The sequence below is a fragment of the Streptomyces sp. NPDC087263 genome (assembly GCF_044744645.1).
Lineage (GTDB): Bacteria > Actinomycetota > Actinomycetes > Streptomycetales > Streptomycetaceae > Streptomyces.
Window position 1 is genome coordinate 395,926 of record NZ_JBIUYT010000004.1, and the last position, 25,440, is coordinate 421,365.

Consider the following 25,440-nt stretch of genomic DNA (forward strand, 5'->3'; position numbering starts at 1 on the left):
TGCACGCGTGCCCCCCGTCAAGCCCTCGTGCCCTCCAAGCGCCCGATCTCGGGGTGTGTATCGGTGCATAGCGGTGCGAAAAGGCAAGAGAGGCAGCGGCAAAAGAGAACAAGCCCCAGGCCACTGACCTGGGGCTTCAATATGGAGCGGGTGACGAGAATCGAACTCGCACTCTCAGCTTGGGAAGCTACGGCGCTTGGGTGAGCCATATAGCTCTGACCTCCGCGGATTCCTTCTCCTTGGAGTGCTCGTGAGGGTCGGATCGCACCGCTGTTGACTGTGATTGTCCGCTTTTATGGGCACGTCAAGGGCGCGATGCCGTGGAGTGTCAGGACATCGCGCAGGCGTGGCGGTCGATGGCTTGGTTCGGCTCAATCGGCTGTCTTTTCCGTGAACATTGTTGCGAGTGCACACATCAGATTTATTTAGGGGCACGTTGCGGCAGGCACGGCCGGGCCGGAGATCTTTGACCGTGCGAGTTACGGAGGGGTGTGACGGCCTGACGTGGGCCGCGCTGTGCCAGAGGGATGAGGTATGCCGTTGGCGGTGGGTTGACGGTTGAGGGGCGGGCTCGGCGCGAGCAAGTCCGGCTCGCAGCAGCTGACTTGGTCGAGGCCCGGGTCGGTGAGGGAAAGGTGGCTGGGCGGTTCGGGAGGACGCGAATGCGGGCGAACCGCTGACTTCGGGCCCTGGCTGCGGGCGGTCGGCAGGCCGCGGTCTCCAACGGTCCCGGCGGTGTCCGCTGCAAGCTTGATGCGGGTCAACCGGCCGTGCTCGATCTGCTCCCGCACCGGATCGGCCGGAGCGTGCAGATCCCGGCCCGCAAAGCCGGACCGGGGGTGGTACTTCTGTTCCCACCCTTGGGACTTGTGACTGCCGTGTTTCCTGGAAGATGATCAGGCACGCGAAGGATCCGACGGGATCGTTGACCACAATCGTCAGACCTTTATGACGTGAGAGACCGGCGCCACCCGGCTCGTGGCCGGGGCCCGCAGTGCCACGGGCGCGGCAGACCCCGAACCGGAGACAGGCATGACTGATCAACCGGACTCAAACGCACGCACCGTCGACGAGTTCGGGTCCCGGCCACTGATTCGGTGCGAGGCGCTTGAGCGGTTCGACTACCCGCGGAAATATCGGAAGCCACCTTCGGCGGCGACCCGTGCCTCCGCGTCGAAGCCGACCCGGAGGTGTTCGGCGTCCGGCCAGCCCTCCTCGGTGAAGGCGGCGACGACGTCCTGGCGCATGAGCTCGATCTCCGGCAGCAGCGCCGCCTCGGGCAGGTCGTCCCCGGTCCCGGCGGCGCCCGGAAAATACCAGGTGGGCAGCCGAGCGGCGTCGCCGGCCAGGAGCACCCACACCACCAGTTTCGTTGGGTCGATATCGACGGCGCCGTACCACAGTGCGGAGGAGAAGCGATCCCGGCTGCGGACGACGAGTTTTCGGCGCGCGTTCTCGAGAGCACGGTCGCAGCATTCGGCGCGGGTGGAGTGGGTGTTCGGCACCCGAGGACTATCGCAGGCGAAGAACGCCCGGGCAATAGCGGCGGCGTGAGGTGCCGGTTGGATAACACATTGCGAAGACGGAGAGGAATGTTGATGACCAGAACGGCAGCGGCTGCGGCCCGATCGAGACGCTGGGCCAGAACATCCATACTGATGATTCTGGCCTTGATGGCGACGCTTCTCTTCGCGTCGCAGACGGCGGTCGCCGCTGATACGCCGGCCACCGAGGATTACGGCACGGAGGGGGTGATAGCCAACTGCGCGCCGCCCCGGGAGTGCCTCGAACCTACCGTGGCAAACCTGGAGCGAGCCTTGACCACCAGGCCCAATGAGGCGATGTTCTGGACCGGACGCACCGTACTCAGCGGTGAAGAAAGAAGCATGGAGCACGTGGCGGCCGAAATAGCGGCGGCTGAGGGCGGCACGACCCTGGAAATGGCCCTGAACCGGGGGCACATCCTCATGCCGGCCTGGGGTTCCGGTGATGAGGGCCGGGCGGTCTGGGTCCTGGCCTCGAATATTTTCGCCGACAGAGCCATCGGGTCGGTCCGGGTGGCCAGGGGGCAGACCTTCCGGGATGACAATATCTGGGACACTCAGGAGTCCCTACGCATCCGGGGAAACACAAATGTGAATATCCTCGTGGAGATCCGTGTCCTGGCCGATGGCACCCGACCACGGATGCCCGTCCACACTCGGATGAACGTAGGGATAACCGTGTGGGGGCCCACTCCCACTCTCGGGGTTACGAGCCCCTCCACGACCTGCGTTCGATCCGTCGAGGCCCTGCTGACCTATTTCCCCGTCATCGCCACTGCTGCACCCGTCTCGGGCGACGACCAGAACACCATTTCACCGGACGACCTCCAATACGCGGCAACGGGCAATCTTTATGATCGCATCCGGTGGTACACCGGCAGCGGCCAGCAAGCGGCCGCTGCGAATGCCACCGTGACCCAAGCTGCTCAGATGTTCCGCATCACCGGTGATGCCCGCACTGCTGCCGGCCTCTCCGGCGTCATCGAGCAAGCGGGCCTGGAGGCGATGCTCGATCCGGCCAACTGTCATCCGACGGATGGTTCGGGTGGAGCGTGGAGCACCGGTTCGTTCAGGAAGCGTTCGCTGCGGGTACTGGCGATCGGTGAATCCATCACCGCCGGAGTCGGAAGCGCGGACGGCGCCGGTTACCGAAAGGCATTGCAGGACAGGCTGAGGGCCGAAGACAACACGGTCGATTTCGTCGGCACGCAGCAGAACGGTGACTTTGGCGATCCGGACAACGAAGGCCACGCCGATGCCTCCATCGGAACGATCGACGAACTCGAGGACAGTGTCTCGAACCGGTATCGGCCCAACGTGGTTCTGATCAATGTCGGCGAGAACGACCTCACCACCGTGGACGCCGTACCGGACACGATCGGCCGGCTCAGACACCTCGTCCATGACACGCTCGAACACACCGAGAACACGACCGTCGTGGTCAGCACCCTCCCCGCCGACGGCGACGGCCCGACGGACGAGTTCAACGCATCGGTGCACAAGCTGGTTATCGATGAACAGAACGCCGGTTCAAAGGTGTTGGTTGCCGACGTGGGCCGCATCGCCGAGGACGGGATGTCGGACGCCACGCATCCCAACGATGCTGGGTACGCCGAAATGGCCGACACCTTCTATTGGGCGATGGCGACGGCCGAGGACATGATCACGGATGCCCCTGACCTCCCCGGCGACACTCCCGGCTCGACGGCGCTCAAGGTCATGGTCGTCGGCGATTCGATGACCCAGGGCAGCGAAGGCGACTGGACCTGGCGCTACCGCCTGTGGCAGTGGTTCGACGACCAGGACATCGACGTCGACTTCGTCGGCCCCTACACCGGCACCAAGGCTCCGGCCGAGCCGAAGGCCCCCGAGCCACCGGCTTTGCAGGGAGAACCGGCCCCCACCTCAGCGGGCGTCAACGCCTCGGGCGGGTACGCCGCCGGTCAACAGTCCTTCGACAGCGCTCACTTCGCCGTTTGGGGTCGCCAGGCGGCCCAGGACAAGAACCTGATCCGCGAGCAGGTCGCGGAGTATCAGCCCGACCTGCTCCTCGTCGGGCTCGGGTTCAACGATCTGGGCTGGTTCGTCAGCGGCCCCGAAGGAACCCTCGACAGCATGAAAACGCTCGTCGACGTGGCCCGGGCCGCCAAACCGGACATCGACTTCGCTCTCGCCAATGTTCCCCAACGCACCCGCATCGGCGGTCGCGAAGACCTGCCCCTCAACACCGAGACATACAATCAGTTGCTCGCCGACTCGATCCCGCACTGGAGCACCAGTACCTCCCCCGTCAGACTGGTCGACTGGCGCGGCAGCTACCAATGCGAACTCGACGTCTGCCCCGACACCTACGACGGACTGCACCCCAACGCCCAAGGCGAGTACCACATCGCCCAAGCCTTCGAGCGCACCCTGCACAACGGCTACGGCCTCGGATCGGGTGTACCGGCCACCCCCAGTGTGACCCCCGCCCGCCCCACCCCCATACCCGGCAACGTCACCGCCAAGTCCAGCCCGCAAGGCGTCACCGTGACCTGGAACGCCGTCTACGGCGCACACGGCTACGACGTCCGCTACCGAATCCCGGGAGCAACGGACTGGACCGAAGTCGGGGTCGGGGTGAACCGCTACGACACCACCTGGACCGTTGACGGCATCACCTGGGAATACCAGGTCCGCACCGACAACGGCACCCAGATGACGTCCGACTGGTCCTCGGTGGTCGGTGCGGTCGCGCACCCACAGACCGTGGGGGCGCCGCCCGGAATGGTCACCAAGGCCACCGCGACGGGCGTCGACGTCAGTTGGGGCCGGCCGACCGGTGACTACACCGACACGATCGACCGTTACCAGATCATCACCTGGGACAAGGACACCCCCGGAGCCTGGATCGATACCACCGCTGTCAGGGGCCTGTCGGTGCACATCGACGGGCTGATACCCGGTCACCACTACCTCGTCGCGGTGGCGACCTGGAACGCCGCCGGCGGCGGGCTGCCCGGCGTCGCCCGCTCCGTTACCGTCGGGGCGGGAACACCCCCCGCCCCGACCGGCCTCCGGGTTACCTCCACCGACGCCACCACCGTCCAGCTGACCTGGACGGGTTCGAGCGAGGCCGCCGGATACCGGATCTGGTACCGCAACATCACCGACGGCAGCGACTTCGCCCCGTACGAAGGCACCGCAGACAGCCCTCACGAGATCGCCTTCCTGTTCCCCGGGGTCTGGAACTACGAGTTCTGCGTGACCGCGATCAACGGAGCCGCCGAGTCCGGCAAGTCCAACTGCGTCGTCGCCCCCCGGCCGGCAGGCAGTTGATCAGGACCCCTGGTCCGCCCGAAGAGCATCAGGGCCCCGGAGCCGGTCGTCGGTTCCGGGGCCCTGACGTGAAGTGAGTCCGCTCCGGGCCGGGTGATCGGGCCCGGACCGGGCTCACATCGTCGGTCTGAGGATCAGACGTCGTGTGACCGAAGTCCTTGATGGTCAGCTGCTGAGGGAGGGGGCCGAGCGGTTCCGGCGGCTGATCGAAGGTGACGCGGGGGTCGCTGCCAGACGTCCGGCTGATCGGCGGCTTCCCGTGCAGCGCGGCATACCCAGCGGTTTCCGGTTCTACGATCTTCGTCACACCGGACACACCCTGCCGACGCGCTCCGGCGCCACGCCGAAGGACACTACGGTCCGCGCCGGCCAGTCATCCGAGACGGCCGCGCTGATTTATCAGCACTCCGACGACGACCGACAGCAGGAAGTCGCATGCAGACGATCAACCTTGTGGTACGAATCCGGCACGCGACGAGTGATCACCACGCGCAGCGAAAAGGCCCAAATCGTTGACCTGGACCTCTGTGATGGAGCGGGTGACGAGAATCGAACTCGCACTCTCAGCTTGGGAAGCTGATGTTCTACCACTAAACTACACCCGCGTAAGACGCCGGTTCGGCCGGTGTCGAATGCCCGCTCACTCTACCTCATGCCTGGCCCCCGACGCTGAAACCGTGGGGCCAGGGTGCGTTTCGGGGGAGGGGGATGCGGCTGCGCGGGGCCGGAGTTGGGGCGTACGGTGGGGGCGCGGAAGAGGGTCTGTGTGCGACCGGAGTGCCGCCTGGAGGGTCATCCCTTACGTCCCGTAATGTGGGCTTTCGTCGTCAGTCAGACGCGGCTCTTGGGGAAGGGACTCTGAGGACTTGATGGAGCGCACCGTCGTCCGTTGTGCCGAGGGGCACGTGTTCAGCACCGCTTCGTTCCCGATGCAGCAGGCCGAGCGGCTCGGTCCTGGTCGGCTCATCCGGTGTCCGCGGTGTGCGCGGCTCCGGAACGTCGTACCGGTACCGGTCACGCTCGAGAAGCGGTAGGGAAACGGCAGGCCTTGTGTGAGGCGCGGGGGACTGTGCGCAATTGCAGACAGTCCCCGCGTATCCTCGGGGCGTGCTTCTCTCAGACAAGGACATCCGGGCCGAGCTCGATGCCGGACGGGTACGGATCGATCCGTACGACGAATCCATGGTGCAGCCGTCGAGCGTCGACGTGCGGCTCGACCGCTACTTCCGGGTGTTCGAGAATCACCGCTATCCACACATTGATCCCTCCGTCGAACAGGCGGATCTGACTCGGCTCGTCGAGCCCGAGGGGGATGAGCCGTTCATCCTGCATCCCGGGGAGTTCGTCCTCGCCAGTACGTACGAGGTCATCTCGCTGCCCGATGATCTCGCTTCGCGGCTGGAGGGAAAGAGCTCGCTCGGGCGGCTCGGGCTCGTCACGCACTCCACCGCAGGGTTCATCGACCCTGGGTTCTCCGGGCACGTCACCCTGGAACTGTCGAACCTCGCGACCCTCCCCATCAAGCTCTGGCCGGGGATGAAGATCGGGCAGCTGTGCCTGTTCCAGCTCAGCTCGGCGGCCGAGTTCCCGTACGGCAGTGACCGGTACGGGTCGCGCTACCAGGGGCAGCGTGGGCCGACCGCGTCCCGGTCCTTCCTCAACTTCCATCGGACCCACGTGTGACCGACAACAGCACCGGCGACGTGCGCGAGAACCTCACCTACGAGCGCTTCGGCACCGCCGTCCGCGAGCTCGCCCAGGCCATCGCCAACGACGGGTTCGAGCCGGACATCGTGCTCTCCATCGCCCGCGGGGGCGTCTTCGTCGCGGGCGGGCTCGCCTACGCCCTCGACTGCAAGAACATCCACCTCGTGAACGTCGAGTTCTACACGGGCGTCGGGACCACCCTGGAAATGCCCGTCATGCTCGCCCCCGTCCCCAACACCATCGACTTCTCCGACAAGAAGGTCCTGATCACCGACGACGTCGCCGACACCGGCAGGACGCTCAAGCTGGTCCACGACTTCTGCGTCGACGCCGTCGCCGAGGTCCGCAGCGCCGTCATCTACGAAAAGCCCCACTCACTCGTGAAGTGCGAGTACGTGTGGAAGCGGACCGACGAGTGGATCAACTTTCCGTGGAGTGTGTTGCCTCCGGTGCACAGGTCCGGGGAAGCGGCCAAGTTGAATAGGGAAGCGCTCTGACCTGCACGGACTGGGTGCACTGAAGGCGTCGCAAGAACGACGTGGTGAACCGTTGGCCAAAGCCGTACGCTCCCTCTGGTCAATCAAGGACTCCATGGGGGACGTTCATGCGGACAGCCACGCGCCTTTTCCTGCTCGGCACCAGTGTCGCGCTGGTCGCCACCGCAACCGGTGCCACCGCCGCCCAGGCGGATGACGGCGGTTCGGGCGACATCACGATCGACAAGGTCGTGGTCAACGGCGGCAAACCGGTCGTGGTCGGAACCACCAACGTGGTGTCCGCCAAGGTCTCCGTGACCGCGTCGGACGATTCGGGCATCGCCAGGGCCACGTACATCAGCGCCTCCGGTCCGAATCCGAACTTCGCGCAGATCTGGTACGACGACGGCGAGATCAAGTGCGTCAAGGCGAGCGCCACCACGTCGACCTGCACAGGCACGCTGACGTTCGACCCGCAGGCGTCGACCGGCTTCGTCGACAACGGCGCGGCGGCCACCTGGAACCTCGCCACGCTGGTCTCCGCCAACGACTACAACTACATCCACCGGGACGCGGCCACCACGTTCAAGGTGCAGCGCCACTCGAAGCTGACGGTCAACGCCTCGCCGGAGCCGGTGAAGAAGGGCAAGACCATCACGGTCACCGGCAAGCTCTCCCGGGCCAACTGGGAGGACAACAAGTACCACGGCTACACGAACCAGTCGGTGAAGCTGCAGTTCCGCAAGAAGGGCAGCAACACCTACACCACGGTGAAGACAATCAAGTCCAACTCGACGGGCAGCCTCAGGACGACCGTCACCGCCTCCACCGACGGCTACTTCCGCTACAGCTTCGCGGGCACGACGACGACTCCGGCGGTCAGCGCGACCGGCGACTTCGTAGACGTTCGATAGCCCCGTACGGAGAGTCTCTCGGAGACCTGATGCGGGAGAACGCCGATTCGACCACAGGCGACCGTCACACCACGCCTGGTCGATTCGATCGCACTACGCCGCTCTCGTCGAACCGGTTCGCATCAGTACGGGCCGTTACGCGCAGGCACGCGCCCGTATAGACCGTGACGGTCAGGTTCCGAGAACCTTCCCGTCTACTGGTTCCGTCCCGTAGGAATGGCCGGCACACCTGCGGCTCCGGTCATCGAGAGGGGGGTGATGAGGCCCGCTACTACAGCCTGGACGATGACGTCGTTGGCCGCTCGCTCGCTTCCAGTGCCGGCAACGTACAGCCGGGTGGAAACGATCAGGAGGAAGGCCCACCAAGGTGTCTGCATCCAACTGAGTGCGGCCGTCAGACCCAGGAGGGCGTAGGCGACGTTCTTGCGGAACTCCGCCTCACCCACCGCTCGGTCGTACTCGTTGAACAAGTCGTAGTTGGCGATCAGCAGTTTGGTGCGGAGCTGGCGGGTCTCCCCAAGGATGTCTCGTACCGCCAGGTTCACCACGAGGCGTCGGCCGCCCTCGCGCTCCGTTCTCCCGGCCGCGGGGACCTCCGGTTCCGGTGCGGGTACCCGTTCGTGGTCCTGAAGGAAGCTGACCAGGTCGTCGTAGGCAAGCTGTGAGACGCGAGGCGTGAGGTCCGTCTTGGCGCCCCAGAACCTCGCGGCCTTCGGCGCTTCCCTCGCGTTCACGGTGACCACTCGTACGGCGAGCATGGCGCCGATGAGATAGGCAAGGAAGGCGACGGAAGCGAGGACTCCACCGGGGCCTATCAGACCGCCGAGGCGGTACAGGGAAGCCCAGACACCATGTGCCTGCTGTGGCGTCGGAACACGGTCCTCCAGGATCATCCAGAGTGTCAGGAGCCAGATGCATCCCGTCGAGAGTGGCGCCCGGACATCACGAAAGCCCGGCAGCAGATTCGCCAGCAAGTTCTCCCCCTGGTCCAAGGTGCCGCCCGCGGGGCAGCCTGCCTTTGGAGCTTCCCGTTTCTTCTGCGTGAACCCGATCTTCTGCGTGAACCCGACCGATTATCACGATCGCTTGCCGGCTTCACGAACCTCCCCCTCCCTCAAACGCCCTCCCCCTCATGGCGCCAACGGCCTCGGTGGTCGTACGTGAAGGGCCCCGGTCGAGCGTTCGACCGGGGCCCTTCACGTGTGCCGCTGAGGTTGTCTAGAACGTACCCAGCTTGATGATCGACAGGATCGCGATCAGCTGGATCGCGGAGGCGGCGAGGGCCTTCGGCCACGGGAGGTCGTGGGACTTGCTGACCATGAGGGTCAGGAGGGCGCCCGCGGCGACCCAGGTCGCCCAGCCCAGGAGCTGGACGAAGGAGGCGTCGCCGCCGAAGAACATGGCGACGACCAGGCGCGGGGCGTCCGTGAGGGACATGATCAGCATGGAGAGGCCGACCGTGGGCTGCCAGGCGCCGTCGCCGCCGAGCTGGCGGGCCAGGGTGTGGGTGACCACGCCCAGGATGAACGTGCTGAGCACGATCGCGACGGCCGTCGTCAGGACGATCGGGATCGCGTTCGACAGGGTGGCGTTTATCGCGTCTTCGCGGGCTCCGTCGAAGCCGAAGACGGCGAGCAGGCCGTAGAGGAACGTCACGATGAGGGCCGGGGCCCACATCGTGTAGTCGCGCATCTGGAGGAAGGTCTGGTTGGGGCGGGCGATGATGCCCTTCAGCAGGTCCTTCCAGTGCAGGCGCGGGCCCACCGGCGGGGCCGGGGCCTGGCCGGCACGGTAGGTGTCGCCCTGGACGTACGGGTCCTCGCCGACCGAGAAGGCCTGGGTGTGCCCGGGCTGGTTCGCCGCGTACGGGTCCGGGCCCTGCTGCGGGTGCCCGTCACCGAAGTACTCCGGCTCGCCGAAACCCATGCCACCGCCACCGCCACCGCCATTGGCCTGGGGCCAGCCGCCCTGCTGCTGCCCGCCGTACGGTTGCTGCCCGCCGCCGTACGGCTGCGGCGGCGCGGGTGGGTAGCCGTACGGCGGCCGGCCTCCCTGAGGAGGCTGCGGGGCCTGCTGCCCGTACGACGGTTGCTGCTGTTGCGGTCGCCCTTGCGGGGCGCGGTTGTCACGGCCGCGTCCGATCCTGAATCCAGCCACGTTATCGAACGTACCTGGTCCCGGAGAGTGATGTGCCGGGCCCAGCCTTCCTGGCCCGGCTTTGCGGCTGAGCTGTGACATCCCCTAAGGGACGTCCAAGGGACGCCGAAGGGATCGCCAAGGGGAGTCAGGGGGGTGGGGAAAAGCAACGGCCTCCGCCGCCAAGTGGGGGAAGGGGCGGAAGTCCACCCCGAGGAATGAGGAATGAGGGATGAGGAGTCAGGAGTCCATCTCCAGGAACTCCGACGTGGAGAAAGTCACCGTCGGCTTCTTCGCCACCAGGCCGTCCCTCGCCCCCGGATACACCGCGACCGTGTCCTTTGTCTCTCCCGGGTACGTCCGTACCACCAGGTCCGCCCGTCCGTCCCCGGTGAAGTCGGCGACGGTGAGGACGCGGGTGGTGCCCTGGGCGGGCGGCTGGACGGTGACCATGCCCGCCGGGGACGGTCCGGTCGTACGGCCTCGGAGCAGGCGTAGTTCCGAGCCGCTGGAGACGAGTTCGCTCAGGCCGTCACCGTCGAAGTCGCCGGCGTCGAGCACCGAGCCCGCGGTGGCGAGGCTGGAGCGGGCGGTGCCGGGCAGGTCGTAGCGCAGCGAGGTGCCGCCCATCGTGCCGACCGCCGCGTCCAGGGCCTTGCCCTTGCCGAAGCTGCCGAGGGCGACGTCGATGCCGGTGGGCAGGGTGGCGCCGGTGCGGGTGGGGCCCGCCGGGCCGCCGAGGACGATCGCGGATGCGGCGGTGCCTTCCGCCGTACGGACAAGGAGGTCGTCGTAGCCGTCGTCGTTCACGTCGGCCGCGGGACCCATGGGCACGTTGCCCGGGGAGGCGAGCGGCGCGCCCGCCGCGCGCGGGGCGCCCTTGCGGGTGAACGGGCCGCGCAGATAGCTGAGTTGACCGTTCGAGGCATGCACGACGAGGTCCGTCGCGCCGTCTCCGTCGAAGTCGCCGGGGACCGGCTGGTCCGGCCAGTCGTTGCCGAAGCGTGCCTTCGCGGGGATGGCCAGCTTGACGGCCTTGCCCGTCAGGCCCGAGGGGGAGCCGAAGAGGATCTGGAGGGGTACGGGGGGCATGCCCTGTCCGTTGTACGGCGGGTCCGTGGAGACCACGAGGTCGGTGAAGCCGTCCCCGTCCAGGTCGCCGCTCGCCTCCGCGTCGAAGACGGCGGGGAGTTGGCCGTCGGTGGGGGCGGCCTGGCGGCTGGGGCTGAGGAGTTGACGCGCGCCGGGTGTGAGGCCGCGGGCCGATCCGTACACGACGCCGATGCCCGCGTCGTCGCCGTGGGTGTCGTCGGGGCCCTTGACGAGGTCGTTCAGTACGAGGTCGGGGTGGCCGTCGCCGTTGAAGTCGTCCGCGGTGTCGCTGCCCTCGCCACGTGGGACGGGGAGCTGGGCGGGGGCGTTGGCGACGGCGATGGGGTCGTGGGCGGAGGGTGCCGAGGAGTTCCCGGTGCCTCCTCCCGCGCATCCCGTCAGGAGCAGGGCACATCCGAGCCCGGTGACGGCGGCCGCCGTACGTATCCCGCTCCCGTTTTCTCGCACGCGCACCATCCACCTCGAACACCGTCGGCAACAACCTGCACATGATGGCCTTGTTGCGGCGGGGAGTTAAGGGGAGCGACGTGCGGGGTGGGTCACGTGAGGTTCACCGGCTTGATGGCGGTGTTGCTTCAGGCCATCACCAGGGGATCGGTCCGTCGATGTCGAAGTACCCGCCGGTGGGTCCGTCCGGGCCGGTCAGGGCCGTGCGGACGATGATCTCGGCGCCCTGCTCGACGGTCTGCGTGCCGGTGCGGCCGTTCAGGTCGGTCGCGGTGTAGCCGGGCTCGACGCAGTTGATCCGCATGGCGGGGAACGCCTTCGCGTACTGCACGGTGATCATGTTGACCGCGGTCTTCGACGCCGGGTAGGCGACGCCCGGGTAGGCGTATGCCGGGGTGCCCGGGGTGCTGACCTCTGTCAGCGAGGCCAGGCCGCTGCTGACGTTGACCACGACCGGGGCGGCGGAACGATGCAGCAGCGGGAGGAACGCGTGGGTGACGCGCACGAGGCCGAAGACGTTCGTCTCGAACGTCGACCGCATCAGGTCGGCGGTCACGGCCGCGGCGCCGATCACGGCGTTGTTCTCCCCTCGCTCCTCGATGCCGGCGTTGTTGACCAGGACGTCCAGTCCCCCGTCGGCCTCGACGGCCTTCACCGCGGCCGCCACGGAGGCGTCGTCGGTGACGTCGAGCTGGACCGCCCGCGCACCCAGCTGCTCGGCGGCCCGGCGGCCACGCTCGGCGTCGCGGCTGCCGACGTAGACGGTGTGGCCCGCGGCGACGAGGCGGCGGGCGGTCTCGAAGCCGAGACCCTTGTTCGCTCCGGTGATCAGTGTCGTTGTCGTTGTCGTTGGCATGCCTCCACAGTGCGACGGAGCCGCGCGGTCAGCCAGGAGTCCCGTTTTCCTGGGACTGGCAGTACCAGGACGATCCGAGCGGGGCGGTGCACAGTGGATCCATGGCGACCACGGAGTTCGGGCACACGGTGCGGCGCTGGCGCGAGCGGCTCTCCCCGGAGGCGGCCGGACTGCCCGTCGGCGGCCGACGGCGCGCGGCCGGGCTGCGCCGCGAAGAGCTCGCCCTGCTGGCCGGGATCTCGGTCGACTATGTCACCCGCCTCGAACAGGGCCGGGCGGCCAACCCGTCGGAGCAGGTCGTCGAGGCCCTCGGCCGGGCGCTGCGCCTGTCCGGAGCCGAGCGCGAGCATCTGTTCCACGTCGCCGGGCTCGTACCGCCGGGGCAGGGCACGGTGCCCGCGTACATCACGCCGAGCGTTCAGCGGCTGCTGGACAGGCTGTCCGGGACGCCGGTCGCGGTCTCCGACGCGGCGTGGACGCTGTTGCTGGCCAACCCGCTGTACGTGGCGCTGATGGGCGAGTACCACGGCAACGACCGCAACGCGGTGTGGCGCAACTTCCTCGGCTCGGGCAGCCGCGTCCGCCACACGCCCGAGGCCCGGCGCGCGCTGGAGGCCGTACAGGTCGCCGAGTTGCGTGCGACGGCGAACCGGTATCCGGCGGACCAGCGGCTGCGGCGGCTGATCGCGGAACTGCGCGCGAACAGTGCCCGGTTCGCCGAGTTCTGGGACTCAGCCGCGGTGGGCCGGCCCGAGGCGTCGCGCAAGACCGTCGATCACCCTCAGGTGGGCCCCCTGACGCTGGACTGCGATGTGCTGAGCGTCGCGGGCAGCGATCTGCGGATCATGATCTACACGGCGGAGCCCGGCACGGAGGACGCCGAACGGATGGCGCTGGTGGGGGTGTTGGGGACGCAGGCGCTGACCACGCCCTGACGGGGGCCGCCGTACGTCTTGGGGAACCCGGTAGGGAAACGCAGGAGAGGCCGAGGAATCCCGGCCTCTGCGGCGTCAGCCCATGTGGGGGTTCGCCGTACGTCCTGGGGAGCCCGGTAGGGAAACGCAGGAGGAGCCGAGGAATCCCGGCCCCTGCAACGTCAGTCCATGTGGGGAGTCGCCGTACGCCCTGGGAGCCCGGTAGGGAAACGCAGCAGGGGCCGAGGAACCCCGGCCCCTGCAACGTCGACCCACGTACCTACTACCTACTGCGTCACTTCACCGGCTCCGGCTCCGGCACGCTCTCCGTCTCCGCCGGGCCCGTCGGGTCGGCCGGCGTCCTGACGGAGTCGAGGAGCAGCTGGGCCACGTCGACGACCTGGACGGATTCCTTCGCCTGGCCGTCGTTCTTCTTGCCGTTGACGGAGTCGGTCAGCATGACGAGGCAGAACGGGCAGGCGGTCGACACGATGTCGGGGTTCAGCGACAGGGCCTCGTCCACCCGCTCGTTGTTGATGCGCTTGCCGATGCGCTCCTCCATCCACATGCGCGCACCGCCGGCGCCGCAGCAGAAGCCGCGTTCCTTGTGGCGGTGCATCTCCTGCTGGCGCAGGCCCGGGACGGCGGACATGATCTCGCGCGGCGGGGTGTAGATCTTGTTGTGGCGGCCCAGGTAGCACGGGTCGTGGTAGGTGATCAGGCCTTCCACCGGGGTGACCGGGACCAGCTTGCCCTCGTCGATGAGGTGCTGGAGCAGCTGGGTGTGGTGGATGACCTCGTAGTCGCCGCCGAGCTGCGGGTACTCGTTGCCGAGGGTGTTGAGGCAGTGCGGGCAGGTCGCGACGATCTTCTTCGCGGACTTCGGCTTCTTCGTCGCCGGGTCCTCGTCATCCTCGCCGTACGCCATGTTCAGCGCGGCCACGTTCTCCATGCCGAGCTCCTGGAAGAGGGGCTCGTTGCCGAGTCGGCGGGCCGAGTCGCCGGTGCACTTCTCGTCGCCGCCCATGATGGCGAAGGAGACGCCCGCCATGTGCAGGAGTTCCGCGAAGGCCTTCGTGGTCTTCTTGGCCCGGTCCTCCAGCGCGCCGGCGCAGCCCACCCAGTACAGGTAGTCGACCTCGGACAGGTCCTCGATGTCGCGGCCGACGACCGGGATCTCGAAGTCGACCTCCTTGGTCCACTCCAGGCGCTGCTTCTTGGCCAGCCCCCAGGGATTCCCCTTCTTCTCCAGGTTCTTGAGCATCGTGCCCGCCTCGGACGGGAACGCGGACTCGATCATCACCTGGTAGCGGCGCATGTCGACGATGTGGTCGATGTGCTCGATGTCGACCGGGCACTGCTCGACGCAGGCGCCGCAGGTGGTGCAGGACCACAGGACGTCCGGGTCGATGACGCCGTTCTCTTCGAGGGTGCCGATGAGAGGGCGCTCGGCCTCCGCGAGGGCGGCGGCGGGCACGTCCGCCAGCTGCTCCTTGGTGGCCTTCTCCTCGCCCTCGGCGTCCTTGCCGCCGCCGGCCAGCAGGTAGGGGGCCTTGGCGTGCGCGTGGTCCCGCAGCGACATGATCAGCAGCTTCGGGGAGAGCGGCTTGCCGGTGTTCCAGGCCGGGCACTGCGACTGGCAGCGCCCGCACTCGGTGCAGGTGGAGAAGTCCAGCAGGCCCTTCCAGGAGAACTGCTCGACCTGGGACACACCGAACACGTCGTCCTCACCGGGATCGGTGAAGTCGATGTCCTTGCCGCCCGACGTCATCGGCAGCAGCCCGCCGAGCGCCACCGAGCCCTTGGCGTTGCGCTTGAACCAGATGTTGGGGAAGGCCAGGAAACGGTGCCAGGCCACGCCCATGTCCGTCTTCAGCGCGACCACGATCATCCAGATGAACGAGGTCCCGAGCTTGATCATCGCGGTGAGATAGATCAGGTTCTGGAGCGTGCCGACGTCCGTCCCCCGGAAGGCGGCGACGATCGGGTACGAGGCGAAGTACGCGGCCTCATAGCCGTGCACGTCGGCGAGGGCGCCCTCCAGGCCGCGCAGGGTCATGATCGCGAGCCCGATGATCAGGATGACGGACTCGACGAAGTAGGCCTGGCCGGTGTTGGACCCGGCGAAGCGGGACTTGCGGCCGGGCCTGTCCGACTTGGAGAGCTGACGGATGACGATCAGCGTGAGGATGCCGAGGGTCGTCATCAGGCCGATGAACTCGACGAAGATCTCGTACGGCAGCCAGTGGCCGATGATCGGCAGTGCCCAGTCGGCCTGGAAGAGCTGCCCGAAGGCGTTCACCAGGGTCGCGATCAGCGAGAAGAAGCCGACGGCGACGAACCAGTGCGCGACGCCGACCACGCCCCAGCGGTTCATCCGGGTGTGGCCGAGGAACTCCCTGACCACCGTGACGGTGCGCGCGGCCCAGTCGTCGGTGCGGGTGCCCGCGGGGACGTCCTGGCCGAGCCGTACGAACCGGTAGATCTGCGCGATGGCTCTGCTGAACAGCGCCACGCCGACCACGGCGAGTACCAGCGACACAATGATCGCGGCGAGTTGCATTGGGGGCTCCTCGGGCCTGCGAGGTGTTGCTCCGAGAGCTGCCTCGGAGGAGATTGCGGTGATTACTAAGCGGTAACTTATGCAGTCGGTCTGAGACTACCCATATCTTCTGCCGCACTGTAGCCAGCGGTGCGGTGATCTGTGTCGCTGAGGGTTGCCTGAGCGGTGGCGCCCCACAGCATGGCCGTACGGCCGGGCGCACCATGGCTGTACGGCCGGGCACGCAATGGCCGCACGGCCCCGCACGCAACGGCCGTACGCCGGGCAGGCAACGGCCGTGCGGCGACACGTAAACCCGATCGTGTTATTCGCACAATATTGTGACATTTGCGCCTAAATTGGCGAGGTGTTGTACGGAATCGTCGCCGCCCTCGCCGCCCTGCTCCTCACCGCCGCGCTCGCCGCCCTGCTGCGGATGTTCGCCCTGCGCTTCGGGGTGGTCGAGCGACGGCCGCGGCGCCCGCGCGCGGTTCCCCTGCTGGGCGGGGTGGCGGTGCTCGGCGGGACGGCGCTGGTGGCCGGCGTGGGGGAGTGGACGCAGGTCGCTCCGCTGGGGGCGGAGGCCGGGCGGCTCCTTGTGGCCGGGATCGGGGTCGCACTGCTCGGGTTGGTCGCCGACCTGCGGGCCGTGCCGCTCGTGGTCCAGGTGGCAGGCGTGGGACTCGCCGCCGCGCTGACCATGCCGTACGACGAACTCGGCGTGCTCGGCGGGCTGTTGGGCATCGCCTGGACGGTCCTGGTCACCCTCGCCTTCGTCTCGCTCGATCACGCCGACGGGGTGATGGGGACGGTGGGGGTCGTCACCGCCTTCGCGTTGAGCGGGTGTGCGGCGGCCGAGGTCATGGACGGTACGACGGTGCTGCTGAGCGTGCTGGCCGCGGCGCTCGCCGGGTTCCTGATGCAGGGGCGGCCCCCGGCGCGGATCGTTCCTGGGCGGTGCGGGGCGCTGTTCGCGGGGTTCGTGCTCGCCTCGGCTGCGGTGCTGGTGCACGGGGGGCGGGAGACGGGGTCCGGGGTCGCGGCGCTGTTCTCGCTGACGGCGGTCGGGCTGGCCGATCTCGCGCTCGCGGCCCGGCGGCCGGGCGGGCATCTCGCGCAGCGGCTTCGGCGGGTCGGGCTGACGTCGCGGGGGGTCGTGGTGGTGATCGGTACGGCGGCGTTCGGCGGGGCGCTCGTCGGTTTGCTCATCGACCTGGGGTGGGTGGGTGCGGGGGCCGCGTGGTGGGTTGCCGGGGGTGTCGCGTTGGTGGTGCTCGTGGGGGGTGCAAGGCCCGTGAGGGGTGCGGGGATGGTTTCTCGCCCCCGCCGCCCTTACCCGTTGCCGTCCCCTGGGGGCTCCGCCTCCGGACCTCCGTATCGGCCTGGACGGCCTCGCTCCCAAAGTCCTCAAGGGCCGGACAGGCTGAGGACTCAAGCAGCCGGACGACTGAAAAGCTCCAGGTCAGACGCAAGGTGCGCGTGAGAAACAGATAAGAGTTGAGCCTCCTCGACTCAGCTCTGTTGACGATGTGGCGAGCGTCGTGCACACTTGAGTCCGTTCCACTCAAGTCGTTGTTGGAGGAATTGAAATGGCACGTGCGGTCGGCATCGACCTGGGCACGACTAACTCCGTCGTCAGCGTTCTGGAGGGCGGCGAGCCCACCGTCATCACCAACGCCGAGGGTGCCAGGACCACGCCGTCCGTCGTCGCCTTCGCGAAGAACGGTGAGGTGCTCGTCGGCGAGGTCGCCAAGCGCCAGGCGGTCACGAACGTGGACCGGACCATTCGGTCCGTGAAGCGTCACATGGGTACGGACTGGAAGATCGAGCTCGACGGCAAGAGCTTCAACCCGCAGCAGATGAGCGCCTTCATCCTGCAGAAGCTGAAGCGCGACGCCGAGGCGTACCTGGGCGAGAAGGTGGCCGACGCGGTCATCACCGTCCCGGCGTACTTCAACGACTCCGAGCGTCAGGCGACGAAGGAGGCCGGCGAGATCGCGGGCCTGAACGTCCTGCGTATCGTCAACGAGCCGACGGCCGCCGCCCTGGCGTACGGCCTCGACAAGGACGACCAGACGATCCTCGTCTTCGACCTCGGCGGTGGCACCTTCGACGTCTCGCTGCTCGAGATCGGCGACGGCGTCGTCGAGGTGAAGGCCACGAACGGCGACAACCACCTCGGTGGTGACGACTGGGACCAGCGGGTCGTCGACTACCTGGTGCAGCAGTTCCGCTCCGGCCACGGCGTGGACCTGGGCAAGGACAAGATGGCCCTCCAGCGCCTCCGTGAGGCCGCCGAGAAGGCCAAGATCGAGCTGTCCTCCTCCACCGAGACCTCGATCAACCTGCCCTACATCACGGCCTCCGCCGAGGGCCCGCTGCACCTGGACGAGAAGCTCACGCGCGCCCAGTTCCAGCAGCTCACCGCTGACCTTCTGGAGCGCTGCAAGACGCCGTTCCACAACGTCATCAAGGACGCCGGGATCAACCTCTCCGAGATCGACCACGTCGTTCTCGTCGGTGGCTCCACCCGTATGCCCGCCGTCGCCGAGCTCGTCAAGGAGCTGACCGGTGGCAACGAGGCCAACAAGGGTGTCAACCCGGACGAGGTCGTCGCCATCGGCGCCGCCCTCCAGGCCGGTGTCCTCAAGGGTGAGGTCAAGGACGTCCTGCTCCTCGACGTCACGCCGCTGTCGCTTGGTATCGAAACCAAGGGCGGCATCATGACCAAGCTCATCGAGCGGAACACGACGATCCCGACCAAGCGGTCCGAGATCTTCACCACCGCCGAGGACAACCAGCCCTCCGTGCAGATCCAGGTCTACCAGGGCGAGCGCGAGATCGCGGCGTACAACAAGAAGCTCGGGATGTTCGAACTGACCGGTCTGCCGCCGGCCCCGCGTGGTGTCCCGCAGATCGAGGTCGCCTTCGACATCGACGCCAACGGCATCATGCACGTCACGGCCAAGGACCTCGGCACGGGCAAGGAGCAGAAGATGACCGTCACCGGTGGCTCCTCGCTGCCGAAGGACGAGGTCAACCGGATGCGCGAAGAGGCCGAGAAGTACGCGGAGGAGGACCACGCCCGCCGCGAGGCCGCCGAGTCCCGTAACCAGGGCGAGCAGCTCGTCTACCAGACGGAGAAGTTCCTCAAGGACAACGAGGACAAGGTCCCCGGTGACGTCAAGATCGAGGTCGAGGCGTCCGTCGAGGAGCTGAAGGCCGCGCTCAAGGGCGAGGACGCCACCGAGATCCGCACCGCCACCGAGAAGGTCGCCGCGGTCTCGCAGAAGCTTGGCCAGGCGATGTACGCCGACGCCAACGCCGCCCAGGCCGCGGGTGACGCCCCCGGTGCCGAGGCTCCGAGGGCCGACGACGACGTGGTCGACGCGGAGATCGTCGACGAGGACCGTGACCGCAAGGACGGTGCCGCGTGACGGAGGAGACCCCGGGCTTCGAAGAGAAGCCTGACGTCCCTTCCGGCGCCACCCCTGATGACGCCGAGCCGACAGCCGCCCCCGAGGGGGCGGCTGCGGCCGGGGACGAATCAGCAGCAGCACAGGCACAGGCCCAACTGGCCGGTCTGACAGCTCAGCTGGACCAGGTGCGTACGGCGCTCGGTGAGCGCACGGCGGACCTTCAGCGGCTTCAGGCCGAGTACCAGAACTACCGCCGCCGGGTGGAGCGCGACCGGATCGCGGTCAAGGAGGTCGCCATCGCGAACCTCCTGACCGAACTCCTGCCGGTGCTCGACAACATCAACCGAGCGCGGGATCACGGCGAGCTGGTCGGCGGCTTCAAGTCGGTGGGCGAGTCGCTGGAGTCCGTCGTCGCGAAGCTGGGGCTACAGACCTTCGGCAAGGAGGGCGAGCCCTTCGACCCGACGATCCACGAGGCCCTGATGCACTCGTACGCGCCGGATGTCACCGAGACGACGTGCGTGGCGATTCTGCAGCCGGGGTATCGCTTCGGCGAGCGCACCATCCGCCCCGCGCGGGTGGCCGTCGCCGAGCCCCAGCCCGGCGCGCAGGCCGTCAAGTCCGAGGACGCGACGGCCGAGGCGGCGGACGACAAGGAGAGCGGTGGCCCGGACGAGGGCTGACGTTGAACGCCTGAGAGAGGAGGGACGTCGAGGATGAGCACCAAGGACTTCATCGAGAAGGACTACTACAAGGTCCTCGGCGTCCCCAAGGACGCCACCGAGGCCGAGATCAAGAAGGCGTACCGGAAGCTCGCCCGCGAGTTCCACCCGGACGCCAACAAGGGAAACGCCAAGGCGGAGGACCGCTTCAAGGAGATCTCCGAGGCGAACGACATCCTCGGGGACCCCAAGAAGCGCAAGGAGTACGACGAGGCACGCGCCCTCTTCGGCAACGGCGGCTTCCGTCCGGGCCCCGGCGCGGGTGGCGGCGGCAACTTCAACTTCGACCTGGGCGACCTCTTCGGAGGCGGCCCCCAGGGCGGTGGAGCACAGGGCGGCGGCTTCGGCGGCGGGATCGGTGACGTGTTCGGCGGGCTGTTCAACCGCGGCGGCGCGACCACCGGCACCCGTACGCAGCCCCGGCGCGGCCAGGACATCGACACCGAGGTGACGCTCAGCTTCACCGAGGCGGTGGACGGCGCGACGGTTCCGCTGCGGATGACCTCGCAGGCGCCCTGCAAGGCCTGTTCGGGCACCGGCGACGCGAACGGCACACCCCGCGTGTGCCCGACGTGTGTCGGCACCGGCCAGGTCGCCCGGGGCTCCGGCGGCGGGTTCTCCCTCACCGACCCCTGCCCCGACTGCAAGGGCCGCGGTCTGATCGCGGAGACCCCGTGCGAGGTCTGTAGCGGCAGCGGCCGCGCCAAGTCCTCGCGCACGATGCAGGTCCGTATCCCGGCCGGCGTCAGCGACAACCAGCGCATCCGGCTGCGCGGCAAGGGCGCCCCCGGCGAGCGCGGCGGCCCGGCCGGCGACCTGTATGTCACGGTGCACGTCGACGCCCACCCGGTCTTCGGCCGCAAGGGCGACAACCTCACCGTCACCGTCCCCGTCACCTTCGCGGAGGCGGCCCTCGGCGGCGAGGTCAAGGTGCCCACCCTGAGCGGACCCGCGGTGACCCTGAAGCTGCCGCCGGGCACGCCGGGCGGCCGCACGATGCGCGCCCGCGGCAAGGGCGCGGTCCGCAAGGACGGCACCCGCGGCGACCTGCTGGTCACCGTCGAGGTGGCGGTCCCCACGGAGGTTTCGGGCAAGGCTCGGGACGCTCTGGAGGCGTACCGCGAGGCGACCGCGGGTGAGGACCCGCGGGCGGAGCTGTTCCAGGCCGCGAAGGGAGCATGAGGACGCCATGGACGTACCCGGCCGTCGACGCAACCCGTACGAACTGACCGAGGAGACGCCGGTCTACGTCATCTCGGTGGCGGCCCAGCTCTCCGGCCTGCATCCGCAGACCCTGCGTCAGTACGACCGCCTCGGCCTCGTCTCCCCCGACCGCACCGCCGGCCGGGGCCGGCGCTACTCGGCCCGCGACATCGAACTGCTGCGCACCGTCCAGCAGTTGTCCCAGGACGAGGGCATCAACCTCGCCGGCATCAAACGCATCATCGAGCTGGAGAACCAGGTCGCCGCCCTCCAGCAGCGCGCCGCCGAACTCCAGGCGGCGGTGGACGGCGCGGCCGCCGCGATGCAGCAGCGCGAGGCAGCCGTCCACGCCTCGTACCGCCGCGACCTGGTCCCGTACCAGGAGGTTCAGCAGACGAGTGCGTTGGTGGTGTGGCGGCCGAAGCGGACGTCCGAGTAGCCGTTCCAACACGCGGAAGGGGCCGGGAGGGTGCACACCTCCCGGCCCCTTCCGCGTCGCTCAGGTCACTGCGCGGACGCCGGGGTGGAGGCCATGGTGAGCAGGCTGCCGGCGGCTGTCGCCGGCGTCACGGCGAGTGCCGCTCCGCTGCGTCTGGCTGGTGGCATGCTTCGCCTGTTGCGTGAGGTGTGTGCGTGGGTCGACATCAAGACACCTGGTCGGGTGCATGGGTTGTACGCGCGCACTGGGCACCCTGTGAAATGAGTGAAGCGTGTGAATCAGTGGGGATTCCTGGAAGTGGAGACGCGGCCTCTTCCCATCGTGTTCACTTGGGGAACACAGCATGCTGTTGCCATCTCGTTAAGTGGTTAGTCCTTGACGCTGAGGTCATCGCCGCGTTGGCTTTCAGCCACCTGGGTCGCAATGCTGCAACCTCGCCCGGAAGGCACCTGTTGTGAACACTCGTAACACCCGTCGGCGTCGGGCCGTCATAGCCCTGAGTACGTCCGCGATGGCCGTCTCCCTCGTCGGCTGTGGGGTCGTGGACGGGATCGGTGGCAGTGAGACCAAGGCGAGCCCCACGAAGGGCGACGACCTCACGGTGGGTCTGCTCCTCCCGGAGACGGAGAACACGCGTTACGAGAAGTTCGACTACCCCATCATCCGCGACGAGGTGAAGAAGCTCACCAACAACAAGGGCACGGTGGTCTACGCCAACGCCGCTGCGAGCGCGGCGAAGCAGGCCACCCAGCTCCAGAAGATGGTGGACGACAAGGTCGACGTGCTCCTCGTGGACGCCGTGGACTCCAAGGCCATCGCGCCCGGCGTGCAGAAGGCCAAGGACGCGGGCATCCCCGTCATCGCCTACGACAGGCTGGCCGAGGGGCCGATCGACGCGTATGTCTCCTTCGACAACGAACTCGTCGGCGAGGTGCAGGGCAAGGCCCTCATCAGTGAGCTGGGCAGCAACTCCGCCAGCAAGAAGATCATCATGATGAACGGCTCGGTGACCGACCCGAACGCGGCGCAGTTCAAGGCGGGCGCCATGGTCGAGCTCCAGAACAAGGTCACCATCGCCAAGACGTACGACACCAAGGACTGGGACCCGGTCGAGGCCACGAAGAACATGGAGAAGGCCGTCGCCGCCGTCGGCATCGACAACATCGCCGGCGTGTACGCCGCCAACGACGGCATCGCGGGCGCGGTCATCGACGTCATGAAGACCCTGGGCGTCAGCAAGGTTCCGCCGGTCACCGGGCAGGACGCGGAGCTCGCCGCGGTGCAGCGCATCGTCAAGGGCGACCAGTTCATGAGCGTCTACAAGTCCTACCCCCAGGAGGCCAGCGTCGCCGCCGAGATGGCCGTGGCGAGGGTCCAGGGCCGCACGATCGAGTTCGACGCCCTGGCCAGCGACAAGGTCGACAGTCCCACGGACAAGGACATCCTGGCCGCGCTCGTCCCGGTGGTCGCCCTCACCAAGGACAACATCGACGACACGGTCATCTCCGACGGCATCTACAAGGTCAAGGACATCTGCACCGCCGACTACAAGTCCGCGTGCAACGCGATCGACCTCAAGTAGTCCGCGGCCCCCTCGGTCCCCTGACGTGACCCAGCAGAGCGGCGAGCCCCTCCGGGCCGGTGACGATCACCGTGCGGGGCTCGTCCGGATTCCGGTACATGGACGAATACGGGGCGTATCAGGCAAGGGCCGTAACACTCGGGCGACGTCGCGTGTGGATGCCGGATGTACTGGTGGCCGCTGACTCACGGGAACCGGAGCCGCACGCGGACGCCGACGCGGAGGACATCGGTGTCGTGGCCCCGGCCGTGCGGCTGGTTGCCGAGGTGGTCTCCGGTGGAAGGTGCCACCAAGACCGGGTCTGTAAGCGCCGCGAATACGCCCGAGCCGGTATTCCTGTCTACGTGATCGTTGATGACTACGACAACCAGGGCACCGTCACCGTCCTCACCGAGCCCCAACCGGAGAAGGCCGACTGGGTAGGAGTCCACCGTGTCCCCTACGGCACCGAAGTCACCATCCCCGAAGGACCCGCAAAGGGCTTCGTGATCGGGGAGACGATCACCGGGCCCAAGCGGAAGGCATAAGCCCCCGCGCCCCCAAGGTGTCGTGCGGCATGATCCGTTCATGACCGAGATCGTGTTGATGTCAGACCCGAAGATCGCCGCGATACCCGTTGTGGACTGCGGGGAACTCCTTCTCGACGTGCGGGAGAGAGAGCTGTTTCCTGTCGATGCCCGCCGTCGGGACGACTCGGGAGCCTTCGCGCATCTGCGGGTAGGCGTGCTGGACAGGCTTGTGAGGGCCAGGGCCCTGCTCCCCCGTGGAGTAAGGCTGTTGTTCGTCGAGGGGTATCGGCCGCCGGCCTTGCAGCGGGAGTACTTCGAGCAGTACGCCGACGAGTTGAGGGCGGGCAACCCCGGCTGGGATGCCGAGCGCGTCCGGAACGCGGCCAGCCGGTACGTGTCCCCTCCGGAGATCGCCCCGCACAGCGCGGGCGCCGCCGTCGACCTCACCCTCGTCGACGCCGACGGACATGAGCTCGACATGGGGACGCCGGTGAACGCGAACCCGGAGGAGAGCGACGGCGCCTGCTACACGGGCGCGAGCAACATCGGCCCGCGGGCGCGCGCCAACCGGCGGCTGCTCGGCGACGCGCTGACCGCGGCCGGTCTGGTCAACTACCCCACGGAGTGGTGGCACTGGTCCTACGGCGACCGCTACTGGGCGCTCGCCACCGGAGCCGACCACGCGATCTACGGACCCCGGGAACACGGTGTCGACCTCCCCGTCCACCAGTGAGTTCAGGCCACCCGTGTGAACTCCACCGTCACCTCGGGCGGACCCCCGGCGACTCCTCGGTACACCCCCTTGTGCGGCGTCACGTCGTCGTAGTCGCGTCCCCGTCCCACCACCACGTGGGTCTCGGCGGCGCGGGTGCTGTTGGTGGGGTCGTAGCCGTTCCAGTCGCCCGCCCAGTACTCGATCCAGGCGTGGCTCTGGCCCGCGACGGGGCGGTGGAGTTCGGCGTCGCGCTCGGGGTGGAGGTAGCCGGAGACATAGCGGGTGGGCAGCCCGAGGCCGCGGAGGAGGGCGGCGGTGAGGTGGGTGATGTCCTGGCAGACGCCCGCGCCCTGTTCCCAGGCCTCCATGGCGCTGGTGTTCACGCCGGTGGCGCCGGGGATGTACGAGACCTGCCCGGTGACCAGGGACGAGACGGCGACGGCGGTCTCGTGCGGGTCGAGGCCCGCGGCGATCGCGCGTGCCCGTTCCACCAGCTCGGGCGAGACGATCGTACGGCCGGTCGGTGCCGCGTACTCCAACAGGCGGGAGTTGGCGATGAGTTCGGCGATCTCCGCCCAGGTGGGCGCGGCGGCCTGCGGGTCCGGCGGTGCCGTCTCGACCAGGCTCGACGCCGTGATGGTCAGGTCCGCGTGCGGTTCCATCAGGTCGAAGCCGGTGACCTGGGTGCCCCAGTAGTCCCAGTACGACCAGGTGGCGGTGGTGGGGTTCACCGTCACCCGGGCGTCCAGGGTGGTCTGTCCGGGGAGCGTCAGCGGGGTCATCCGGACCTCGTTGTGCGAGGAGACGGCGGCCTGCGCGTACGAGACGCGGGTGGTGTGCCGGATCCGGAGCCGACGGGTCGCCGTGTGCGTGTTCCCGGTCAT

General features: G+C 68.0%; 20 protein-coding genes, 1 tRNA gene and 1 pseudogene. 14 read left to right on the forward strand and 8 right to left on the reverse strand.

All coding sequences use genetic code 11. The features are described from left to right. Positions 1-1,121 precede the first annotated feature (1,121 nt). On the reverse strand, positions 1,122-1,505 hold the full coding sequence (locus ACIPC1_RS15135; protein WP_402516944.1) for a hypothetical protein: 384 nt from the start codon (positions 1,503-1,505) through the stop codon (positions 1,122-1,124). Positions 1,506-1,658: 153 nt separating this feature from the next. Between ACIPC1_RS15135 and ACIPC1_RS15140 the strand changes: the two genes are divergently transcribed. Both ACIPC1_RS15140 and ACIPC1_RS15145 read left to right on the forward strand, forming a co-directional pair. Beyond that, positions 1,659-4,862 carry an SGNH/GDSL hydrolase family protein gene (locus ACIPC1_RS15140; protein ID WP_402516946.1) on the forward strand — a complete coding sequence of 1,068 codons (3,204 nt, stop codon included), beginning with the start codon at positions 1,659-1,661 and terminating at the stop codon, positions 4,860-4,862. 211 nt (positions 4,863-5,073) lie between these two features. Then, positions 5,074-5,442: pseudogene (locus ACIPC1_RS15145) on the forward strand (hypothetical protein); the annotation flags it as partial. Here ACIPC1_RS15145 and ACIPC1_RS15150 read toward each other — a convergent pair. Beyond that, positions 5,394-5,467: transfer RNA gene (locus tag ACIPC1_RS15150), tRNA-Gly, on the reverse strand. The pseudogene ACIPC1_RS15145 and the gene ACIPC1_RS15150 sit on opposite strands and share 49 nt — an antisense overlap. A 502-nt stretch (positions 5,468-5,969) precedes the next feature. Between ACIPC1_RS15150 and dcd the strand changes: the two genes are divergently transcribed. The 3 genes from dcd to ACIPC1_RS15165 all read left to right on the forward strand — a co-directional run bounded on the left by dcd (position 5,970) and on the right by ACIPC1_RS15165 (position 7,959). Further along, positions 5,970-6,545 (forward strand): dCTP deaminase, encoded by a 576-nt coding sequence (gene dcd / locus ACIPC1_RS15155; protein ID WP_402516949.1) that lies wholly within the window; start codon positions 5,970-5,972, stop codon positions 6,543-6,545. Then, positions 6,542-7,066 (forward strand): phosphoribosyltransferase, encoded by a 525-nt coding sequence (locus ACIPC1_RS15160; protein ID WP_402516950.1) that lies wholly within the window; start codon positions 6,542-6,544, stop codon positions 7,064-7,066. The genes dcd and ACIPC1_RS15160 overlap by 4 nt, the downstream gene beginning before the upstream one ends. 107 nt (positions 7,067-7,173) lie before the next feature. Continuing rightward, the gene (locus ACIPC1_RS15165) at positions 7,174-7,959 is read left to right on the forward strand and encodes a calcium-binding protein (RefSeq protein ID WP_402516953.1); all 786 of its coding nucleotides are present in this window, start codon (positions 7,174-7,176) and stop codon (positions 7,957-7,959) included. Positions 7,960-8,153: 194 nt separating this feature from the next. On the opposite strand, the gene ACIPC1_RS15170 is transcribed toward ACIPC1_RS15165, so the two are convergent. From ACIPC1_RS15170 to ACIPC1_RS15185, 4 genes are all read right to left on the reverse strand, one after another. Beyond that, positions 8,154-8,852: a hypothetical protein gene (locus ACIPC1_RS15170; RefSeq protein ID WP_402516954.1), complete on the reverse strand. Its 699-nt coding sequence runs from the start codon at positions 8,850-8,852 to the stop codon at positions 8,154-8,156. 325 nt (positions 8,853-9,177) lie between these two features. Further along, positions 9,178-10,197, reverse strand: a complete 1,020-nt coding sequence (locus tag ACIPC1_RS15175; RefSeq protein WP_402516956.1) for a Yip1 family protein — start codon at positions 10,195-10,197, stop codon at positions 9,178-9,180. Between the two features lie 138 nt (positions 10,198-10,335). Further along, positions 10,336-11,664 (reverse strand): FG-GAP repeat domain-containing protein, encoded by a 1,329-nt coding sequence (locus ACIPC1_RS15180; RefSeq protein WP_402516959.1) that lies wholly within the window; start codon positions 11,662-11,664, stop codon positions 10,336-10,338. 127 nt (positions 11,665-11,791) lie between these two features. Further along, entirely contained in the window at positions 11,792-12,511 is a 720-nt protein-coding gene (locus tag ACIPC1_RS15185) for an SDR family NAD(P)-dependent oxidoreductase (protein WP_402516960.1), read from the reverse strand. A 101-nt stretch (positions 12,512-12,612) separates the two neighbouring features. Between ACIPC1_RS15185 and ACIPC1_RS15190 the strand changes: the two genes are divergently transcribed. Beyond that, on the forward strand, positions 12,613-13,446 hold the full coding sequence (locus ACIPC1_RS15190; RefSeq protein ID WP_402516962.1) for a helix-turn-helix transcriptional regulator: 834 nt from the start codon (positions 12,613-12,615) through the stop codon (positions 13,444-13,446). A gap of 274 nt (positions 13,447-13,720) precedes the next feature. Here ACIPC1_RS15190 and ACIPC1_RS15195 read toward each other — a convergent pair whose 3' ends face one another. Beyond that, positions 13,721-15,988, reverse strand: a complete 2,268-nt coding sequence (locus ACIPC1_RS15195) for a (Fe-S)-binding protein (protein WP_402516964.1) — start codon at positions 15,986-15,988, stop codon at positions 13,721-13,723. 346 nt (positions 15,989-16,334) lie between these two features. On the opposite strand from ACIPC1_RS15195, the gene ACIPC1_RS15200 reads away from it, so the two are divergent. The 8 genes from ACIPC1_RS15200 (at position 16,335) to ACIPC1_RS15235 (ending at position 24,574) form a co-directional block, all read left to right on the forward strand. Continuing rightward, a complete protein-coding gene (locus tag ACIPC1_RS15200) occupies positions 16,335-17,450 on the forward strand; it encodes an undecaprenyl/decaprenyl-phosphate alpha-N-acetylglucosaminyl 1-phosphate transferase (RefSeq protein WP_402516966.1) in 1,116 nt (371 codons plus the stop codon). Positions 17,451-17,556: 106 nt separating this feature from the next. After that, positions 17,557-19,404 carry a molecular chaperone DnaK gene (dnaK, locus tag ACIPC1_RS15205; protein WP_402516968.1) on the forward strand — a complete coding sequence of 616 codons (1,848 nt, stop codon included), beginning with the start codon at positions 17,557-17,559 and terminating at the stop codon, positions 19,402-19,404. Further along, positions 19,401-20,069 (forward strand): nucleotide exchange factor GrpE, encoded by a 669-nt coding sequence (gene grpE / locus ACIPC1_RS15210; RefSeq protein ID WP_402516970.1) that lies wholly within the window; start codon positions 19,401-19,403, stop codon positions 20,067-20,069. Before dnaK ends, grpE begins: the two co-directional genes overlap by 4 nt. A 33-nt stretch (positions 20,070-20,102) precedes the next feature. Then, positions 20,103-21,290, forward strand: a complete 1,188-nt coding sequence (gene dnaJ / locus ACIPC1_RS15215) for a molecular chaperone DnaJ (RefSeq protein ID WP_402516972.1) — start codon at positions 20,103-20,105, stop codon at positions 21,288-21,290. 7 nt (positions 21,291-21,297) lie between these two features. Continuing rightward, positions 21,298-21,750, forward strand: coding sequence for a heat shock protein transcriptional repressor HspR (locus ACIPC1_RS15220; protein WP_402516975.1), 453 nt, complete (start codon positions 21,298-21,300; stop codon positions 21,748-21,750). A 454-nt stretch (positions 21,751-22,204) separates the two neighbouring features. Next, positions 22,205-23,332, forward strand: a complete 1,128-nt coding sequence (locus ACIPC1_RS15225) for a sugar ABC transporter substrate-binding protein (protein ID WP_402516977.1) — start codon at positions 22,205-22,207, stop codon at positions 23,330-23,332. A gap of 98 nt (positions 23,333-23,430) precedes the next feature. Continuing rightward, positions 23,431-23,859, forward strand: coding sequence for a Uma2 family endonuclease (locus tag ACIPC1_RS15230; protein WP_402516978.1), 429 nt, complete (start codon positions 23,431-23,433; stop codon positions 23,857-23,859). 40 nt (positions 23,860-23,899) lie between these two features. Next, the gene (locus tag ACIPC1_RS15235) at positions 23,900-24,574 is read left to right on the forward strand and encodes a M15 family metallopeptidase (RefSeq protein ID WP_402516980.1); all 675 of its coding nucleotides are present in this window, start codon (positions 23,900-23,902) and stop codon (positions 24,572-24,574) included. Between the two features lie 2 nt (positions 24,575-24,576). On the opposite strand, the gene ACIPC1_RS15240 is transcribed toward ACIPC1_RS15235, so the two are convergent. Continuing rightward, positions 24,577-25,440, reverse strand: coding sequence for a transglutaminase N-terminal domain-containing protein (locus ACIPC1_RS15240; RefSeq protein ID WP_402516981.1), 864 nt, complete (start codon positions 25,438-25,440; stop codon positions 24,577-24,579).

Bases quoted from the DNA above. Each gene is read 5' to 3' on its own strand.
- ACIPC1_RS15140 (WP_402516946.1), top strand. From the start codon at position 1,659: ATGATTCTGGCCTTGATGGCGACGCTTCTCTTCGCGTCGCAGACGGCG.
- ACIPC1_RS15165 (WP_402516953.1), top strand. From the start codon at position 7,174: ATGCGGACAGCCACGCGCCTTTTCCTGCTCGGCACCAGTGTCGCGCTG.
- ACIPC1_RS15170 (WP_402516954.1), bottom strand. From the start codon at position 8,852: ATGATCCTGGAGGACCGTGTTCCGACGCCACAGCAGGCACATGGTGTC.
- ACIPC1_RS15175 (WP_402516956.1), bottom strand. From the start codon at position 10,197: ATGTCACAGCTCAGCCGCAAAGCCGGGCCAGGAAGGCTGGGCCCGGCA.
- ACIPC1_RS15180 (WP_402516959.1), bottom strand. From the start codon at position 11,664: ATGGTGCGCGTGCGAGAAAACGGGAGCGGGATACGTACGGCGGCCGCC.
- ACIPC1_RS15185 (WP_402516960.1), bottom strand. From the start codon at position 12,511: ATGCCAACGACAACGACAACGACACTGATCACCGGAGCGAACAAGGGT.
- ACIPC1_RS15190 (WP_402516962.1), top strand. From the start codon at position 12,613: ATGGCGACCACGGAGTTCGGGCACACGGTGCGGCGCTGGCGCGAGCGG.
- ACIPC1_RS15195 (WP_402516964.1), bottom strand. From the start codon at position 15,988: ATGCAACTCGCCGCGATCATTGTGTCGCTGGTACTCGCCGTGGTCGGC.
- dnaK (WP_402516968.1), top strand. From the start codon at position 17,557: ATGGCACGTGCGGTCGGCATCGACCTGGGCACGACTAACTCCGTCGTC.
- dnaJ (WP_402516972.1), top strand. From the start codon at position 20,103: ATGAGCACCAAGGACTTCATCGAGAAGGACTACTACAAGGTCCTCGGC.
- ACIPC1_RS15220 (WP_402516975.1), top strand. From the start codon at position 21,298: ATGGACGTACCCGGCCGTCGACGCAACCCGTACGAACTGACCGAGGAG.
- ACIPC1_RS15230 (WP_402516978.1), top strand. From the start codon at position 23,431: ATGGACGAATACGGGGCGTATCAGGCAAGGGCCGTAACACTCGGGCGA.
- ACIPC1_RS15235 (WP_402516980.1), top strand. From the start codon at position 23,900: ATGACCGAGATCGTGTTGATGTCAGACCCGAAGATCGCCGCGATACCC.
- ACIPC1_RS15240 (WP_402516981.1), bottom strand. From the start codon at position 25,440: ATGACCGGGAACACGCACACGGCGACCCGTCGGCTCCGGATCCGGCAC.